Origin of the sequence: Aeromonas sp. Marseille-Q5825, from assembly GCF_946892685.1 — a bacterium.
In the GTDB taxonomy this organism is placed as follows: domain Bacteria; phylum Pseudomonadota; class Gammaproteobacteria; order Enterobacterales; family Aeromonadaceae; genus Aeromonas; species Aeromonas rivipollensis.
The window spans coordinates 203,885-219,421 of sequence record NZ_CAMPOU010000007.1 but is presented as its reverse complement, the minus strand read 5'-3'; the positions used below and the strand labels follow the sequence as shown (position 1 = coordinate 219,421).

At 57.6% G+C, this 15,537-nt stretch carries 14 protein-coding genes and 14 tRNA genes; 1 reads left to right on the top strand and 27 read right to left on the bottom strand.

The annotated features are described in order from the left end of the window. Positions 1 to 71: 71 nt before the first annotated feature. The 27 genes from OC537_RS19230 to ruvA all read right to left on the bottom strand — a co-directional run bounded on the left by OC537_RS19230 (position 72) and on the right by ruvA (position 13,262). Positions 72 to 147, bottom strand: a tRNA-Val gene (locus tag OC537_RS19230). Positions 148 to 165: 18 nt separating this feature from the next. Then, positions 166 to 241: transfer RNA gene (locus OC537_RS19225), tRNA-Lys, on the bottom strand. Between the two features lie 24 nt (positions 242 to 265). Next, positions 266 to 341, bottom strand: a tRNA-Val gene (locus OC537_RS19220). A gap of 18 nt (positions 342 to 359) precedes the next feature. Then, positions 360 to 435 (bottom strand) — tRNA-Lys (locus OC537_RS19215). 34 nt (positions 436 to 469) lie between these two features. Further along, positions 470 to 545 (bottom strand) — tRNA-Val (locus tag OC537_RS19210). Between the two features lie 18 nt (positions 546 to 563). Beyond that, a tRNA-Lys gene (locus OC537_RS19205) sits at positions 564 to 639 on the bottom strand. A gap of 34 nt (positions 640 to 673) precedes the next feature. Further along, positions 674 to 749 (bottom strand) — tRNA-Val (locus OC537_RS19200). 18 nt (positions 750 to 767) lie between these two features. Next, a tRNA-Lys gene (locus tag OC537_RS19195) sits at positions 768 to 843 on the bottom strand. A gap of 34 nt (positions 844 to 877) precedes the next feature. Beyond that, positions 878 to 953, bottom strand: a tRNA-Val gene (locus OC537_RS19190). Positions 954 to 971: 18 nt separating this feature from the next. After that, a tRNA-Lys gene (locus OC537_RS19185) sits at positions 972 to 1,047 on the bottom strand. Between the two features lie 23 nt (positions 1,048 to 1,070). Then, positions 1,071 to 1,146, bottom strand: a tRNA-Val gene (locus OC537_RS19180). Positions 1,147 to 1,168: 22 nt separating this feature from the next. Then, positions 1,169 to 1,244, bottom strand: a tRNA-Lys gene (locus tag OC537_RS19175). A gap of 46 nt (positions 1,245 to 1,290) precedes the next feature. Beyond that, positions 1,291 to 1,366: transfer RNA gene (locus tag OC537_RS19170), tRNA-Val, on the bottom strand. Positions 1,367 to 1,398: 32 nt separating this feature from the next. Continuing rightward, positions 1,399 to 1,474 (bottom strand) — tRNA-Lys (locus OC537_RS19165). A gap of 174 nt (positions 1,475 to 1,648) precedes the next feature. Then, positions 1,649 to 2,455 (bottom strand): tol-pal system protein YbgF, encoded by an 807-nt coding sequence (gene ybgF / locus OC537_RS19160; protein WP_162520034.1) that lies wholly within the window; start codon positions 2,453 to 2,455, stop codon positions 1,649 to 1,651. Between the two features lie 158 nt (positions 2,456 to 2,613). Next, a complete protein-coding gene (gene pal / locus OC537_RS19155) occupies positions 2,614 to 3,138 on the bottom strand; it encodes a peptidoglycan-associated lipoprotein Pal (RefSeq protein WP_005331552.1) in 525 nt (174 codons plus the stop codon). Positions 3,139 to 3,188: 50 nt separating this feature from the next. Further along, positions 3,189 to 4,514: a Tol-Pal system beta propeller repeat protein TolB gene (gene tolB, locus OC537_RS19150; protein WP_041206742.1), complete on the bottom strand. Its 1,326-nt coding sequence runs from the start codon at positions 4,512 to 4,514 to the stop codon at positions 3,189 to 3,191. 93 nt (positions 4,515 to 4,607) lie between these two features. Beyond that, positions 4,608 to 5,741, bottom strand: coding sequence for a cell envelope integrity protein TolA (tolA, locus tag OC537_RS19145; RefSeq protein WP_025325803.1), 1,134 nt, complete (start codon positions 5,739 to 5,741; stop codon positions 4,608 to 4,610). 5 nt (positions 5,742 to 5,746) lie between these two features. Next, complete coding sequence (gene tolR / locus OC537_RS19140) at positions 5,747 to 6,193, bottom strand: protein TolR (RefSeq protein WP_005331545.1); 447 nt, start codon at positions 6,191 to 6,193, stop codon at positions 5,747 to 5,749. Continuing rightward, positions 6,194 to 6,871, bottom strand: a complete 678-nt coding sequence (gene tolQ / locus OC537_RS19135) for a protein TolQ (RefSeq protein ID WP_213345242.1) — start codon at positions 6,869 to 6,871, stop codon at positions 6,194 to 6,196. It lies immediately after the preceding gene. A gap of 1 nt (position 6,872) precedes the next feature. After that, the gene (ybgC, locus tag OC537_RS19130) at positions 6,873 to 7,280 is read right to left on the bottom strand and encodes a tol-pal system-associated acyl-CoA thioesterase (RefSeq protein WP_005331541.1); all 408 of its coding nucleotides are present in this window, start codon (positions 7,278 to 7,280) and stop codon (positions 6,873 to 6,875) included. A gap of 208 nt (positions 7,281 to 7,488) precedes the next feature. After that, positions 7,489 to 7,800, bottom strand: coding sequence for a cyd operon YbgE family protein (locus tag OC537_RS19125; RefSeq protein WP_262113633.1), 312 nt, complete (start codon positions 7,798 to 7,800; stop codon positions 7,489 to 7,491). Beyond that, positions 7,787 to 7,903: a cytochrome bd-I oxidase subunit CydX gene (cydX, locus tag OC537_RS19120; protein ID WP_005331536.1), complete on the bottom strand. Its 117-nt coding sequence runs from the start codon at positions 7,901 to 7,903 to the stop codon at positions 7,787 to 7,789. The genes OC537_RS19125 and cydX overlap by 14 nt, the downstream gene beginning before the upstream one ends. Before the next feature lie 14 nt (positions 7,904 to 7,917). Beyond that, positions 7,918 to 9,054: a cytochrome d ubiquinol oxidase subunit II gene (gene cydB, locus OC537_RS19115; RefSeq protein WP_262113631.1), complete on the bottom strand. Its 1,137-nt coding sequence runs from the start codon at positions 9,052 to 9,054 to the stop codon at positions 7,918 to 7,920. Positions 9,055 to 9,066: 12 nt separating this feature from the next. Continuing rightward, entirely contained in the window at positions 9,067 to 10,623 is a 1,557-nt protein-coding gene (gene cydA, locus OC537_RS19110; RefSeq protein WP_106884919.1) for a cytochrome ubiquinol oxidase subunit I, read from the bottom strand. Positions 10,624 to 11,561: 938 nt separating this feature from the next. Further along, a complete protein-coding gene (ruvB, locus tag OC537_RS19105) occupies positions 11,562 to 12,572 on the bottom strand; it encodes a Holliday junction branch migration DNA helicase RuvB (RefSeq protein ID WP_025325798.1) in 1,011 nt (336 codons plus the stop codon). A gap of 75 nt (positions 12,573 to 12,647) precedes the next feature. Then, the gene (gene ruvA, locus OC537_RS19100) at positions 12,648 to 13,262 is read right to left on the bottom strand and encodes a Holliday junction branch migration protein RuvA (RefSeq protein WP_043128860.1); all 615 of its coding nucleotides are present in this window, start codon (positions 13,260 to 13,262) and stop codon (positions 12,648 to 12,650) included. A gap of 225 nt (positions 13,263 to 13,487) precedes the next feature. Here ruvA and OC537_RS19095 point away from each other — a divergent pair, with 225 nt between their 5' ends. After that, positions 13,488 to 15,497: a methyl-accepting chemotaxis protein gene (locus OC537_RS19095; RefSeq protein ID WP_262113627.1), complete on the top strand. Its 2,010-nt coding sequence runs from the start codon at positions 13,488 to 13,490 to the stop codon at positions 15,495 to 15,497. Positions 15,498 to 15,537 lie beyond the last annotated feature (40 nt).

Below are 15,537 nucleotides of genomic sequence, written 5' to 3'. Positions count from 1 at the left end.
AGACAGGGAGCCAGCTGCAGCTAAAACAAGAAGGCCCGCACTGGAGTGCGGGCCTTCTTGTTTGCAAGTCATGGTGGTCGTTACTGGGCTCGAACCAGTGACCCCCTCCTTGTAAGGGAGGTGCTCTCCCAGCTGAGCTAAACGACCTGGGATAAGGCTAAATGATGGTGGGTCGTGCTGGATTCGAACCAGCGACCAATTGATTAAAAGTCAACTGCTCTACCGACTGAGCTAACGACCCATCTGTATCATTTTTTTCAAAGCATGGTGGTCGTTACTGGGCTCGAACCAGTGACCCCCTCCTTGTAAGGGAGGTGCTCTCCCAGCTGAGCTAAACGACCTGGGATATGGCTAAATGATGGTGGGTCGTGCTGGATTCGAACCAGCGACCAATTGATTAAAAGTCAACTGCTCTACCGACTGAGCTAACGACCCATCTGTATCATTTTTTCTTTCTATTTCAAGAAAGTGGTGGTCGTTACTGGGCTCGAACCAGTGACCCCCTCCTTGTAAGGGAGGTGCTCTCCCAGCTGAGCTAAACGACCTGGGATATGGCTAAATGATGGTGGGTCGTGCTGGATTCGAACCAGCGACCAATTGATTAAAAGTCAACTGCTCTACCGACTGAGCTAACGACCCATCTGTATCATTTTTTCTTTCTATTTCAAGAAAGTGGTGGTCGTTACTGGGCTCGAACCAGTGACCCCCTCCTTGTAAGGGAGGTGCTCTCCCAGCTGAGCTAAACGACCTGGGATATGGCTAAATGATGGTGGGTCGTGCTGGATTCGAACCAGCGACCAATTGATTAAAAGTCAACTGCTCTACCGACTGAGCTAACGACCCATCTGTATCATTTTTTCTTTCTATTTCAAGAAAGTGGTGGTCGTTACTGGGCTCGAACCAGTGACCCCCTCCTTGTAAGGGAGGTGCTCTCCCAGCTGAGCTAAACGACCTGGGATATGGCTAAATGATGGTGGGTCGTGCTGGATTCGAACCAGCGACCAATTGATTAAAAGTCAACTGCTCTACCGACTGAGCTAACGACCCATCTGTATCATTTTTTCAAAACATGGTGGTCGTTACTGGGCTCGAACCAGTGACCCCCTCCTTGTAAGGGAGGTGCTCTCCCAGCTGAGCTAAACGACCTGGGATACTCTGTGGTCAAGATTGGTGGGTCGTGCTGGGTTCGAACCAGCGACCAATTGATTAAGAGTCAACTGCTCTACCAACTGAGCTAACGACCCACACCTTGAACCTGTCACCGCCTGCCGTGGCAGACCGCGTTAAAACTGGTGGTCGTTACTGGGCTCGAACCAGTGACCCCCTCCTTGTAAGGGAGGTGCTCTCCCAGCTGAGCTAAACGACCTGGGAATTCTGTCTTCACCCATTGTGAAGAAATGGTGGGTCGTGCTGGATTCGAACCAGCGACCAATTGATTAAAAGTCAACTGCTCTACCGACTGAGCTAACGACCCTCACCACGACCAGTTCCGAGCGCACTGCTGCACCGGCTCTGACGGCGGCCTATATTACGGATTTATCATCCTGGCGCAATAGAAAAATCTTAAATTAAATCTGTTTGCTCACTGCGCATACAAAGCAGAGCCGCATTTACAAGACTGTTACGAAAACAGTGACATGCAGCAATGTTACAGCTTGCCGAGGCTCTGCTTGGCCAACTGGGCCGGCGAGGTATTGGGGTAACCCTTGATCACCTGCTCATAGAAGGTCTTGGCTTCCGCTTTCTTGCCGTCGAGCTGCGCCAGCATGCCGAGTTTCAGCAGGGCATCGGCCCGCTTGGGCGACTTGCTGTACTTGTTCGCCACAGTGGAGAACTGGCTGGCTGCACCGGCTCTGTCACCCTTGTTGAACATCAGCTGGCCGAGCCAGTAGTGCGCATTGGGAACATAGCTGGAGCTCGGGAACTGTTTGATGAACCCTTCGAAGGCAGGAATGGCCTTGTCGTAGTTCTTCTCCTTGAGCACCATGTTCACGGCTGCGTCATAGGCCTGGTTCTCGTCCTGATTGGTCGAGTAGTTGGCCGCTGCGGCAGGCGTCGTGGCGCCGGCTGCCGGAGTCGCGGGCGCGGCAGCGGCAGGCTGGCTGTTGGCCACCTTGTCGAGCTCCTGATAGAGCTGGCGCTGACGCTCTTGCGACTGCTCCATCTGGTAGGTCTGCTGCTCCAGCTGACCACGCAGTTCAGAGACCTCCCCTTGCAGGGAGTCGACCTGTTGCTGCAGCTCGGCCTGCAGGCGCAGACGGGCGTTCAGGGTGCGCTCCAGCAGGGCGACCCTGTCTTCCAGGCTGCCCGTGGGCACTATGGCACCGTTGTTGCCGCTAAGGACAACCCCACCACCCGAGTCACCGCCCAGATCGCTGACAGGAGCCGCCGCATGCGCATTCAGAGCAACCAATACGGCCAGCGCAACAACAGCTTGCTTGTACACAGATTTCATTCGGATCAAACCTTAGCGTTTAGTGCAAATAAAACGGCCAGCGCCATAGTCGCTCGCTTATACAGATTTCATTCGGATCAAACCTTGGCGTTTAGTGCAAATAAAACGGCCATCGAAATGGCCGCTTGCATATAAACGAACTTCGTTCGATTCAAACCTTAGTAAACCAGAACCGCACGGCGGTTTTTGGCAAAGGCATCCTCGGTGTGGGACAGATCCAGCGGCTTCTCTTCGCCATAGCTGACGATGGAGAGCTGCTCGGCCTGCACACCCAGGGTTTGCAGATACTTGGCAACGGCCTTGGCACGACGCTCGCCCAAGGCGATGTTGTATTCCGGAGTACCGCGCTCATCGGCGTGGCCTTCGATCAAAACCTTGACGCTCGGACGCTCACGCAGGTAGCTGGCATGGGCATCCAGCAGGTCGGCGTACTGACCCTGAATGTCGTAACCATCGTACGGGAAGTAGATCACGTTATCGCGCTGCAGAGCTTCGAACTTCTGACGCATCTGCTCTTCCGGGGACAACATGCCGTTGGCGCCACCGGTTTGTACACCGCCCATGCCGTCGGTCATGCCAGACTCGGCGCCAGCGGCGTCGGAGTCGGAAGAAGAACTACAGGCAGCCAGGGTGAACAGTGGCAGTGCGATGGCCAGACCCTTGAGCAGTTTATTGAGTTGCATGCTATTTCCTTAAACCTTTATAACAAAACAAAAAACAATCGATTTTTTTATCAATTCAAGAAGGGCGACCAAGCTGGTGCACGAATTTCACCGCTACTGGTCGGAAGCACTGCCTTGAAGCGACCATCGGTCGACACCAACGCAAGACTCTTACGACCCTGATAGATGGTGGCATAAATGATCATGCTGCCATTGGGAGCCACACTTGGCGACTCATCGAGAGCACTCTGGGTCAGTACCAACATGGCTCCGTTTTCCATATCCTGGCGAGCGATGCGATATTGTCCCTGAACCCGGGTCACCACCACCATGGACTTGCCGTCCGGCGTGATGGATGCACCTTGGTTGGAATCCCCTTCCCAGGTCATCCGGCGAGTGACGCCAGTCGCCAAATTTACGCTATAAATCTGGGGTTTGCCACCACGTTCAGAGGTGAACAGCAAAGTTTGACCGTCCGGCATCCAGGAGGGTTCGGTGTCTATGGTACGGTTATTTGTGACTCGAGTGAGTTGCTTGCTAGCAACATCAACAACATAGAGATCAGGCTGCCCATCTTTGGACAAAACAATAGCCAAACGGCGACCATCTGGTGACCACTCGGGGGCACCGTTGATGCCGCGGAAACTGGTGATCAGACTGCGTTGCTGGGTATAGATATCCTGCACATAGATTTCGGACTTCTGGTTCTCGAAACTCACATAGGCCAGCTTGCTGCCATCCGGCGACCAGGCCGGTGACATCAGCGGCTCGCGGGAGCGCAGCAGAGTCTTCTCGTTGTAGCCATCGTAATCGGAGATACGCAGCTGGTACGGGAACTGGGTGCCCTGCTGGACGGAGACATAGGCCAGACGGGTCAGGAAGGCACCACGCTCACCGGTCAGACGCTCGTAGACGATGTCGGAGATGCGGTGGGCGAACTGGCGCATCTGGGCACCCGGTATGGTCGCCATGCGGCTGTCGAGGATGTAACCGTTCGCTTCCCCGCCCTGGGTCTTGGCCAGCTGGCCCTTCAGCACATCGACCAGCTCGAAGTTGATCTTGTAGGTGCCATCACCCACCGCCGCGATGGAACCGACCACCACGGCCTCCACACCCTGGGACGCCCAGGGGGCGAAGTTGATCTCGCCACTGCTGCTCGGGGTCTGCGGCATCTGGCCACGGGCCAGCGGCTTGAACTTGCCGCTGCGCATCAGGTCGTTGGAGACCACCTCGGCGATGTCCTGTGGCAGTTGACCATTACCTTCCCACTTGAAGGGGGCGATGGCGATGGGGCGCGCACTGTCAATACCGCCGGTGATGACGATGTCCAAGGCCGCCTGAGCGCTCTGGCCTAGCAGAAGGCAGCCAACCAAAGCAAAAAACACTTTTCTTATCATGGCTTAAATACTCTGTTCCAATAAAAATGAGAGGTGAAATTCCTTTATCAGCAGATGCTGCCAACCACGGTCAATGACCCCGTTTTATCACGTCTAGATGCTAGGTTCTAACTTGAGGTTAAACTCCTTCAACATCTCGAACGCCGCCGGATCCTTCGGCACCGGCAACTGATTCGCCTTCAGCACGGCAGCCTTGCCGGAGCGGCAGACCGCCGGGTCACCCTGGCCGTTGTCCACCGAAATGACGAAGCCGGTACTGGCCAATTTGACACCGATAGTACAGGTTTTGCCCCGCATGGTGGGATCCAAAATCATATAGCGCTCGACCGTTGCCTTGATGAGAGCGGCGTACTTGTCGACCTCCCCCTTGGCGGCAGCCGATGCGGCCTGGCTGCGGGAATTGGCCTCAGCCTCCAGCTGCTGCTGCATCATGGCTTCCATCTCTTTCTGCAACTTGGCCTCTTCGGCCGCCTTGCGCTTGCGCTCCGCCTCTATCTTGGCCTTCTTGTCAGCCTCGGCCTTCGCCTTCTTCTCTGCGTCAGCTTTTGCCTTCTTGGCGGCTTCATCTGCGGCCTTTTTCTCTGCCTCAGCCTTGGCCTTCTTCTCGGCTTCCGCCTTGGCTTTCTTCTCAGCCTCGGCCTTGGCCTTCTTGTCGGCTTCAGCCTTCTTGGCCGCATCCGCCTTTGCCTTGGCTTTCTCTTCGGCCTGCTTCTTCTCCAGCTCTTCTTTCTTTTTCTTGAGCGCCAACGCCTTGGCGAGTTCTTCTTCCTGGCGCTTGGCGTCAGCCTGCTTGGCCTTCTGCGCCTCCAGCTTGCGGGCTTCCTCGGCCTTCTGGGCCTTCTCTTCCGCCTGCTTCTGTTCGGCTACCTTCTTCTGCTTCTCGGTCTCGGCCTTGCGGGTGGCCTCCTCGGCCTCCTTGCGCTTGGTTTCGGCGATGCGCAGACGCTCCTGCTCCTTCGCCAGCTCGCGCCGGGCCTGATCGGCGTCTTCCTTGTCCTTCTCTTTCTGCTGCTGGGCAGCCTTGGGCTGAGCTTTCTGCTGCTGGATCTGCTGTGCCTGTTGCTCCAGGAACTCGCTGTCCAGCATCACTGCATTGACGATCTGTCCCTTCGACTCGGGGCGCTTGGGCTTGCTGAAGTCGACGCCGACCAGCAGTATGATGCCGATGATCAGATGCAGCAGCAGCGACGCGACGAGATAACCGGAAATACCACGCTTCACATCCATCTCCGTCAGTTCACCGGATCCGTCATCAGGCCAACCTGAGGCACACCGGCTTTCTTGAGGGCCACCATCAGCAGGATCACCTCTTCGTAACGCACGGACTTGTCACCCGCCACCACCACGGGAGCGTTCTGGTTGATGGCCAGATAACCCATGGCCTTCTCGGTGATGTATTGCTGCATCGCCTCGGGCGTGCCACTTGGCACTGGCTCGTCATCCGCCTCACCGGCCTTGATGACGTACTCACCCTCGGTGTTGACGCTGACGATGAAGGGGGGCTTGGCGTCCTCGGGCAACTGCTCGGACTCGGCCTGGGGCAGGTCCACCTTGACCCCTTGCGTGATCACCGGCGTCACCGCCATGAAGATGATGAGCAGCACCAGCATGACGTCGATATAGGGCACCACGTTGATCTCGGCGACCTTCTTGCGCCGGATCCGCTGATAGGTTTGCATTTACTTGTCACCCTGCTGCTGTGCAATCTGACGGTTCAGTATGGTGGTGAACTCGTCCATGAAGTTGGCGTAGGCGTTCTCCAGCTTCTCTACCTTGTTGGTGAATCTGTTATAGAAAATAACAGCGGGAATGGCCGCGAACAGACCCATGGCGGTGGCGATCAGCGCCTCCGCGATGCCCGGCGCCACCATCTGCAGGGTCGCCTGCTGCACCTGACCCAAGGCAATAAAGGCGTTCATGATGCCCCATACGGTACCAAACAGGCCGATATAGGGGCTGATGGAGCCGACGGTTGCCAGCACTGGCAGGTTGGATTCCAGCTCGTCCACCGCACGGGACAGCGAGACGCGCATGGCACGATAGGTACCGTCCATCACCGCATCCTGGCCACGGGCGCCGGCCTTGAGCAGGCGGGCATACTCCTTGAAGCCGGAATAGAAGATGTCTTCCATGCCTTCGATGTCATCACGGCGGGAAGAGGACTCCTGATAGAGACGGTTGAGGTCGACGCCGGACCAGAATCTGTCTTCAAACTGCTCAGAGGCGAGGTTGGCCGCCTTGATGACCTTGGAACGCTGGATGATCAGCGCCCAGGAGACGACCGACATGCCCATCAGGGTCATCATGACCAGTTTCACCAGCAGACTGGCTTGCCAGAACAGACCAATAAACGAAATTTCAGCGTGCACTTAACAGCACTCCCTTGATTTTTTCAGGTATTGCAACAGGTTTCATTTGCGGATGACTGACACAGGCAATCTGTACCATGGCCTGGGTGATCAGTCGTCCATCAGCCGCCAGGATCTGCTGTGAAAAGCGCATGGAAGCACGTTTCACTTCAGTCACTTGCGTCAATACGGTCAGCAGTTCATTGAAGCGGGCCGCGGAGCGGAAATCGATCTCGGTGCGACTCACCACGAAGGCGATCCCCGCCTGCAACAGGACATCTTGCTCGATGTCGCCGGCGCGCAGGAACTCGGTGCGAGCCCGTTCCATAAACTTGAGATAATTGGCGTTGTAGACGATGCCTCCGGCGTCTGTGTCTTCGTAGTAGACACGTACCGGAAACTCAGAGACTTCCCCCATAAAAATCTGTGATCCATTCGACAGTCAGATGGGGGGCTATCATAGCGCAGGGCTGAATAGGAAAGAAGCAGGGGGAGACAGGGAAATCCCATCTCCCCCTGTTTTTTATGGCAGGCAATAACGGCCGATCCGCCGGGGGCAAAACCACGGCCGCACTGCGGGGTACAAAAGCAGAGGGAGGCAGAAAATGTCTGGCCTCCCTCGGTGTTTATGGCAGGTAATACCCGCTGGTCAGCCAGAGCCCGTACAACAGGCTTGGCAAGGCGAGCCAGGGGAAAAACAGCACGCGGCCAACCAGGCTGCGGGGGTGGAACCCCAGTCCGTGCATGACGCCGCAGCAGACTGCCCACATCAGCCAGGGGGCCAGCCAGAGACCGTGGTCACTGGTGTTGGCGGCCACCAGATTCGGTGCCTGCAAGATGGCGACGCCCAACAGGGCCGCCGCCAGCAACATCAGACCTTGCCATGGCTGGCGCTCCAGAGGAGCGGCCAGCCGGGCAAGCCAGTCACTTGTCTTCATCGATCTGACGATCCAGGTTCTCGGTGTGCTCCAGCCAGAGCGCATTGATGATCCCAAACGCACAGGCCAGCAACAGCCCCAGGATCCAGGTGAAATACCACATATCAGGGCACCTTCTTAGTAGAGCGATTGTTGGTTGTCTTCGATGTGCTTGTTACTCACCCGGCCAAACATCTTGATGTAGGTCCAGATGGTGTAAGCAAGCACTGTCGGTACGAAGACGACTGCGACTACCGTCATCACCTTGAGGGTGTTGAAGGAGGCGGTGGCATCCCACATGGTCAGGCTCTGGGACGGCTCCAGGCTGGAGGGCATCACGAACGGGAACATGGAGAAGCCCGCGGTCAGTATGATGCCGGCAATGGCCAGGGAGGAGAACAGGAACGCCATCCAGCCCTTGCCCAGCTTGGCCGCAAGCGCGGTCAGCAGGCTCATCACCAGACCCAGCACGGGGGCGGCAATCATCCAGGGGTAGAGGTTGTAGTTCTGCATCCAGGCACCGGCCTGCACCACCACTTCCTTGTGAAGCGGGTTGGTGACGGCGTCGGTGGCGACGGTGCCCACGATCACATAGCCATCCATGCCGCTCACCCAGACTCCGGCCAGGGCAAACAGCACCAGGGTCAGCAGGGAGAAGATCATGGCGGCGGTACGGGAGCGGGCCAGCACTTCACCTTCGGTCTTCATCATCAGCCAGGCAGCGCCCTGGGTCATTATCATGAACAGGCTCACCAGACCGGCCAGCAGGCCGAACGGGTTGAGCAGGCCGAAGAAGTTGCCGTGGTAGGTCAGCATCAGGAACTGGTTGAAGCTGAACGGTACCCCTTGCAGCAGGTTGCCGAAGGCCACCCCGAAGATGACGGGGGGAATGGCACTACCGGCGAACAGCGCCCAGTCCCAGCTGGTGCGCCACTGGGCGCCTTCCTGCAGGGAGCGGTACTTGAAGCCGACCGGACGGAAGAAGAGCGCCATCAGGGTCAGGATCATGGCGATGTAGAAGCCGGAGAAGGCCGCCGCATAGACCATGGGCCAGGCCGCGAACAGGGCACCGCCCGCGGTGACCAGCCAGACCTGGTTGCCTTCCCAGTGCGGCCCCATGGTGTTGAGCATCACCCGACGCTCCACATCCTTCTTGCCGACGAAGGGGAGCAGGGCACCGACCCCCATATCGAAGCCGTCGGTGATGGCGAAGCCGATCAGCAGCACGCCGACCAACACCCACCAGACCAGACGCAACATTTCGTAATCAAACATGGGTTACTCTCCTTATGCCTTGCTCTGTTCGAAGTGGTACTTGCCCGTCTTCAAGCTGCTTGGGCCCAGACGCGCATACTTGAACATCAGGTACATCTCGATGATCAGCAGTACGGTGTAGAACAGGCAGATCCCGATCAGGGAGAACCAGATCTCGGACGCAGGGATATTGGATGCGGAGACTGAGGTCGGCAGCATCTCGGCTATGGTCCAGGGTTGACGACCGTACTCGGCGACAAACCAGCCCGCCTCGATGGCGATCCAGGGCAGCGGGATGCCGTACAGCAGCGCCTTGAGCAACCACTTGCGCTCACCGATCTTGTGGCGAGTGCTGTCATAGAAGGCCAGACCGATCAGCACCAGCATCAACATGCCGCAGGCAACCATGATGCGGAAGGCGAAGAACAGCGGCAGCACCTGCGGGATGGAGTCATCCACGGCGGCCTTGATCTGATCGTCTGTCGCGTCGGTCACGTTAGGGGTGTAACGCTTGAGCAGCAGACCGTAGCCCAGATCCTGCTTCACTTCGTCGAAGCGAGCGCGGGTCTCGTCTGACTTGTCGCCAGATTGCAGCTTGGTCAGCAGATCGTAGGCGGTCATGCCGCTGCGCACGCGCACTTCATGCTCGCTCTTCAGATCCTTGAGACCGGTCACCTGACCGTCCAGGGAACGGGTCGCTATGATGCCGAGGGCGTAAGGGATCTTGATGGCGTAGTCGGTGCGCATCTCTTCCTGGTTCGGAATGCCGAACAGGGTGAAGGACGCGGGGGCCGGCTCGGTGTTCCACTCGGCCTCGATGGCCGCCAGCTTCACCTTCTGCACTTCCCCGGTCTCGTAGCCTGACTCGTCACCCAGCACCAGCACGGAGAGGATGGAGGCCATGCCGAATGCGGCCGCGATGGCGAAGGAGCGACGGGCGAAGGCCACATCACGATTCTTCAGCAGGTAGTAGGAGGAGATGCCCAGCACGAACATGGCGCCCGTGGTGTAGCCCGCCGCCACTGTGTGGACGAACTTGACCTGAGCAACCGGGTTGAACACCAGATCGGCGAAACTCACCATCTCCATCCGCATGGATTCGAAGTTGAATTCGGCACCGACCGGGTTCTGCATCCAGCCGTTGGCGACCAGGATCCAGAGAGCGGAGAGGTTGGTCCCGAGTGCCATCAGCCAGGTTGCCGCCAGATGCTGGCGCTTGGTGAGGCGATCCCAACCGAAGAAGAACATGCCGACGAAGGTGGACTCCAGGAAGAAGGCCATCAAGCCTTCGATGGCCAGCGGGGCCCCGAAGATATCGCCGACATAGTGGGAGTAGTAAGCCCAGTTGGTACCGAACTGAAACTCCATGGTGAGCCCGGTGGTAACCCCAAGGGCGAAGTTGATACCAAATAACTTGCCCCAGAACTTGGTCATGTCCCGGTACACTGTGTTGTTGGTCATCACATAGACAGACTCCATGATCGCCAGAATGAAGGCCATTCCCAGCGTCAGGGGTACAAACAGGAAGTGATAAAGGGCCGTCGCAGCGAATTGGAACCGCGATAGGTCTACCACATGCTCAGCAATCATGATGTTTCCTCACCGATTATTGGCACGGCTATTTTAAGTTTTAAGGACAAAGCTTCCATTGGAAGTCCCCGAATGGTCGATCACCCCTCGCGGACTGACCGGATTCGACTGCCACCACATTAACAACAAGGCAATATAGAGGAACAAAAAAAGCTAATGTTTAACATCTGGTAAACATTAACTGCAGTTCTATTCTCGCCTATAATGATGGCTGTTTTATATCATCTTTATTTGATTGAAATCAATGTAAACCCATCATCAATACATGCCTTTTCAAGGCAACTTACAAGCCGTTTCCCATTAATTTTGGGAGCTTGCTCACAAAAAACATTAAACCGTAAATACTTGATTTAAATCAATTTTAACTCTCGTCAAAATAGTTTCAATTCTGTTAAACAAATAGACGAGATGAGCAGGCTCATCCTTATCAATCCGGTATTTCAAGAATGATGCAGGCCATCATGAAATCAATTTAAAACCAGCAAAAACACATGTTTATGCGGATTGGCCCGCCTCACAAAATCATTAATTTATCTAATCCTAAACACATAGATTTTCTTGTTTGTCCGGCCCGGCAAGAGCTCCTACAATGCGCCTCGCAGTGAGGGCACACCTCTGGATACAGGCCGGTCATTCCGGGTTCCCGGTACGTATTCGATGAACATTTCGAACCTGTTTGTTGGGATTAATGATGAAAAAGTTTGTTGCCAAGACCATCCGTTACTACAAGCTTTCGTTCGTTCAACTCTATCAAATGAACCGACTCTGAGGCCTCGCGACGGCTCCTTTGTGTTTTCCCGACCGGTCTGCAGACGCACTCACTGTCTGTGAACATCCATCCTGAATTGTCTTTGCCCACCGCATCCGCCGTGGGCTTTTTTTTGCCCGGATAATAAAAAACCGCCCTTGGGGGCGGTTTGTCGTTCAAAAGGCTGCTTTTACTGCTCATCTGGCCGTTGCAGGCCAAAGTGCGCATAAGCTCTCGGTGTCGCGATCCGCCCTCTGGGTGTACGTTGCAGATAGCCTTGCTGGATCAGATAAGGCTCCAGCACATCCTCTATGGTGTCCTTCTCTTCCCCTATGGCGGCGGCCAGGTTGTCGAGCCCCACGGGGCCCCCCATAAACTTGTCGATGACGGCCAACAATAGCTTGCGGTCCATGAAGTCGAACCCCTCATTGTCCACATCCAGCATGTCCATGGCACGGGCCGCTATGGGTCCATCAATGCGACCATCGGATTTCACCTGGGCGAAATCCCGCACCCGTCTTAACAGACGGTTAGCAATCCGCGGGGTCCCCCGGGAGCGGCGAGCCACCTCCAGCGCACCGTCTCCCGACATGTCGAGCCCGAGGCAGCGGGCGCTGCGGGAGACGATGTCGGTGAGATCCTTGACGTTGTAGAACTCGAGACGTTGCACTATCCCGAAACGGTCACGCAGGGGGCTGGTCAGGGAGCCGGCCCGGGTGGTAGCCCCGATCAGGGTGAAGGGAGGCAGATCGAGCTTGATGGAGCGGGCGGCAGGCCCCTCTCCTATCATGATGTCGAGCTGGTAATCCTCCATGGCCGGATAGAGCACCTCCTCCACCACTGGGCTGAGGCGGTGGATTTCGTCGATGAAGAGCACATCGTTCGGTTCGAGGTTGGTGAGCAACGCGGCGAGATCCCCCGCCTTCTCCAGCACGGGGCCCGAGGTGGTCTTGATGTTGACCCCCATCTCGTTGGCCACTATGTTGGCCAGCGTGGTCTTGCCGAGCCCGGGCGGGCCGAAGATCAGCAGGTGATCCAGGGCCTCCCCGCGCTGGCGGGCGGCCTCGATGAAGATCTCCATCTGGTCGCAGACATGATCCTGCCCGGTGTAATCCGCCAGCTTCTTGGGCCGGATGGCCCTGTCGATGACCTCGTCCTCGCGGGCGGCACCGGCCGAGATGAGACGATCCGCTTCAATCATGCACTACCTCACGCTCTGCATCCCCGTGGTCACAGTAGAGTGACCCGGGATGGTCCGCTTGCTTCATTGTCATCCTCACACCAGGCTGCGCAGGGATTCACGGATGATGGCTTCCACCGACATGCCCTCGCTGGCCACCTTGGCCACGATCTGGCTCGCCTGCTGCGGCTTGTAACCGAGCGCCACCAGGGCGCTGGCTGCCTCTTCACTGGCATCGGGGGCGCGCAGCTGGCTCTCCTGGGCGGGCAAGCTGATGGCGGCAGGGGAGAAGAGATCGTGACTGACCCAACCCTTGAGGCGGTCCTTCATCTCCACCACCAGCCGCTCGGCGGTCTTCTTGCCCACGCCGGGCAGCTTGACCAGAGAACTTATCTCCTCGCGCTCGACGCTCATCACAAACTGGGTGGCCGTCATGCCGGAGAGGATGGCCAGCGCCAGTTTGGGGCCGACCCCGTTGGTCTTGATCAGCTCGCGAAACAGCGCCCGCTCCTGCTTGTGGTTGAAGCCATAGAGCAGCTGGGCATCTTCGCGCACCACGAAGTGGGTGTGAATGACAGCTTCCTTCCCGAGCTCGGGCAGATCATAGAAGCAGCTCATGGGCATGTGCACTTCATAACCCAGGCCCCCTACTTCGATCAGCACCTCAGGGGGTTGTTTCTCGATGATGACGCCTCTCAAGCGACCGATCATGTTCTCTTCCTCGCCACGCAGACTCTTGCAAATTGGGTCATAGCATAAAGAATAACTGGATAAGTATCCAGCATAGGGCCATGGAGGACAGCAAGGGAGGTTGCCTACCCTGATACTCTCTGCGCAGATATGGGCAGTCACTTTATTTTCCACCGGGAATGGCGCATCTTGGCCATTGAGCGAACACTCAGTGGGCTTGTTCGGAACCATGGAAGGTCCTGCATCATGAAAATTGTCACGACATCGAATCTTGGGCTCACTATCTTGCTCGGCTGCACACTGGGCATGGGGGTGATCGGCTGGTATGGCAGCCAGCGGCTGGCCGATTTGCTCTCCTATGTGCTGGGTGCAGCCTGGCAAACGGCCGATGGCGCCATGGAGGGATCCATCGAGCTGGGCAATCAGTCGCTCTATATCCAGAAAATGCTCAGAGGCATGCCCCTTGACGAGCCCGAGCTGCAACGGGCCAGACAGGCGGCCACCGACGCCTTGCGACGGGTAGAGCAAGGCAAGCTCATCGATGCGACTGCGCTCGGCACCCTGAACTTGCATGAGCAGGCCTATCAGCAACAGCAGGAAAAACTGCTGACGCTCTACCGAACCTTTACCGGTGTTGATCGGGCGCTGCGCGCCAGCTCGGAGCGCATGTCACGCCTCTCGACCCAGTTGGAAGTGATCGGTGATGGTGCGGTCGAGAGCCTCACCCGGTCACCGGATCAGGCCATCAGCTGGAATGGCGGCCTCGCCACCCGCTGGCAGGCGGCCGACGGCGGTATGGAGGCCAACATAGGTTTCCTGCGTCAGCTCTATGCCCTGGAGAAGATGCAGAGTGAAGGCCCCACCCCCGCCATCCAGGCTGAACTGGCCGAGGCCACCCGCTTCTACCAGGAGGCGGTCGACGGCATGCTGGCGACCGGCCTGTTCGATGTGCCCGGTGAAGGGGAGTTCGCCGGCCAATCCCTCGCCACCCAGTATCGCGCCCTGCTGGCCGACAACACCCGCCTTAACCGTGAATGGATCTCCGCCCTGACCGATTACCAGAGCCAGCTGGCTCGTTACGACAGCAGTGCCGAACAGCTCAAGCAGGCGCTGGTCGAGGTCGAGGCCAAGGGGGATGCCACTGTCGAGGATCAGGTAAATCAACTCAATACCATCATCGGCCATACCAGGAACCTGATCCTGGGCGCCCTGGTGTTGAGCCTGCTGATTGTCGCCCTCTGCGGCATCTGGCTGGTGCGCACCATAGTCCGCCCCCTGTTGCAAGTTGACCGGCGCATGCAGGACATAGCCGCGGGCGATGGGGATCTCAATGCCCGCATCAACCTCAAGCGAAACGACGAGCTGGGCTCGCTGGCCGGCAGCGTGGATCGCTTCATCGAGAAACTGCAGCAGATGATCAGCGCCACCATGGACAACAACCAGCACATCAACCAGCACGTGCACACCTCGGTCAACCGAGTCGAGGCCATCAGCCAGAGCAGCCGTCAAACCGCCAAGCATGCCCAGGCGCTACACCATGACAGCGAGCAGATGGTGCGGGTCGCCACCTCCATCTCTGACAACTGCGGCCTGGCCGCGCACAATGCCAACGAGGTCCGCCAGCTCACCGCAGAAAGCAGTCAGTACGTGACCTCCGCCAGCAACGGCATGCAGCGCGTGGTGGTGGAAGTGGGCGAGTGCGCCAACGCCATCAATGCCCTCAAGGAGCAGGCTGGCCAGATTGGCCAGATCATCTCCACCATCAGCAACATCTCGGAGCAAACCAACCTGCTGGCCCTCAACGCCGCCATCGAGGCCGCCCGGGCTGGTGAGATGGGTCGCGGTTTTGCCGTGGTGGCCGACGAGGTGCGCACCCTGGCCAACCGCACCGCCGCCTCCAGCGCCGAGATAACCGAGGTGATCAGCAGCATCCAGCAGCAGACCGAACAGGCCTATCTGATGATGCAACGCAACCTGAAAACCGTGGAATCAGGCATGGCGGATTCCGACAACACCAAGCAGATCCTGTTCAAGGTAGAGGAGGCCATCGACCAGCTAGCCGACATGGTGCAACAGGTAGCGGATGCCACCAGCCAGCTCTCCCACACCCTGAGCCACACCACCGACAAGGTCTCGGACATCAGCCTGCAGGCCCAGACCGGTGAGCAGGAGGCACAGGAGTGCCTGCAGCTCGCCTCCTCCCTCCATCAGGCCAGCTTGCAGCAGCAGCGACTGCTGTCACAGTTTCGGGTCTAGCGCAGGCGGGGGCCCGCCCCCGCTTTCTCCCGCTGTGCAA

Excerpts from the sequence above, each read along its gene's own strand:
- cydX (WP_005331536.1), bottom strand. The coding sequence starts at position 7,903 with ATGTGGTATTTCACCTGGATCCTGGGGCTGTTGCTGGCCTGTGCGTTT.
- cydA (WP_106884919.1), bottom strand. The coding sequence starts at position 10,623 with ATGATTGCTGAGCATGTGGTAGACCTATCGCGGTTCCAATTCGCTGCG.
- ybgC (WP_005331541.1), bottom strand. The coding sequence starts at position 7,280 with ATGGGGGAAGTCTCTGAGTTTCCGGTACGTGTCTACTACGAAGACACA.
- ybgF (WP_162520034.1), bottom strand. The coding sequence starts at position 2,455 with ATGAAATCTGTGTACAAGCAAGCTGTTGTTGCGCTGGCCGTATTGGTT.
- tolR (WP_005331545.1), bottom strand. The coding sequence starts at position 6,193 with ATGCAAACCTATCAGCGGATCCGGCGCAAGAAGGTCGCCGAGATCAAC.
- tolB (WP_041206742.1), bottom strand. The coding sequence starts at position 4,514 with ATGATAAGAAAAGTGTTTTTTGCTTTGGTTGGCTGCCTTCTGCTAGGC.
- ruvB (WP_025325798.1), bottom strand. The coding sequence starts at position 12,572 with ATGATTGAAGCGGATCGTCTCATCTCGGCCGGTGCCGCCCGCGAGGAC.
- OC537_RS19095 (WP_262113627.1), top strand. The coding sequence starts at position 13,488 with ATGAAAATTGTCACGACATCGAATCTTGGGCTCACTATCTTGCTCGGC.
- OC537_RS19125 (WP_262113633.1), bottom strand. The coding sequence starts at position 7,800 with ATGAAGACAAGTGACTGGCTTGCCCGGCTGGCCGCTCCTCTGGAGCGC.
- pal (WP_005331552.1), bottom strand. The coding sequence starts at position 3,138 with ATGCAACTCAATAAACTGCTCAAGGGTCTGGCCATCGCACTGCCACTG.
- tolA (WP_025325803.1), bottom strand. The coding sequence starts at position 5,741 with ATGGATGTGAAGCGTGGTATTTCCGGTTATCTCGTCGCGTCGCTGCTG.
- cydB (WP_262113631.1), bottom strand. The coding sequence starts at position 9,054 with ATGTTTGATTACGAAATGTTGCGTCTGGTCTGGTGGGTGTTGGTCGGC.
- ruvA (WP_043128860.1), bottom strand. The coding sequence starts at position 13,262 with ATGATCGGTCGCTTGAGAGGCGTCATCATCGAGAAACAACCCCCTGAG.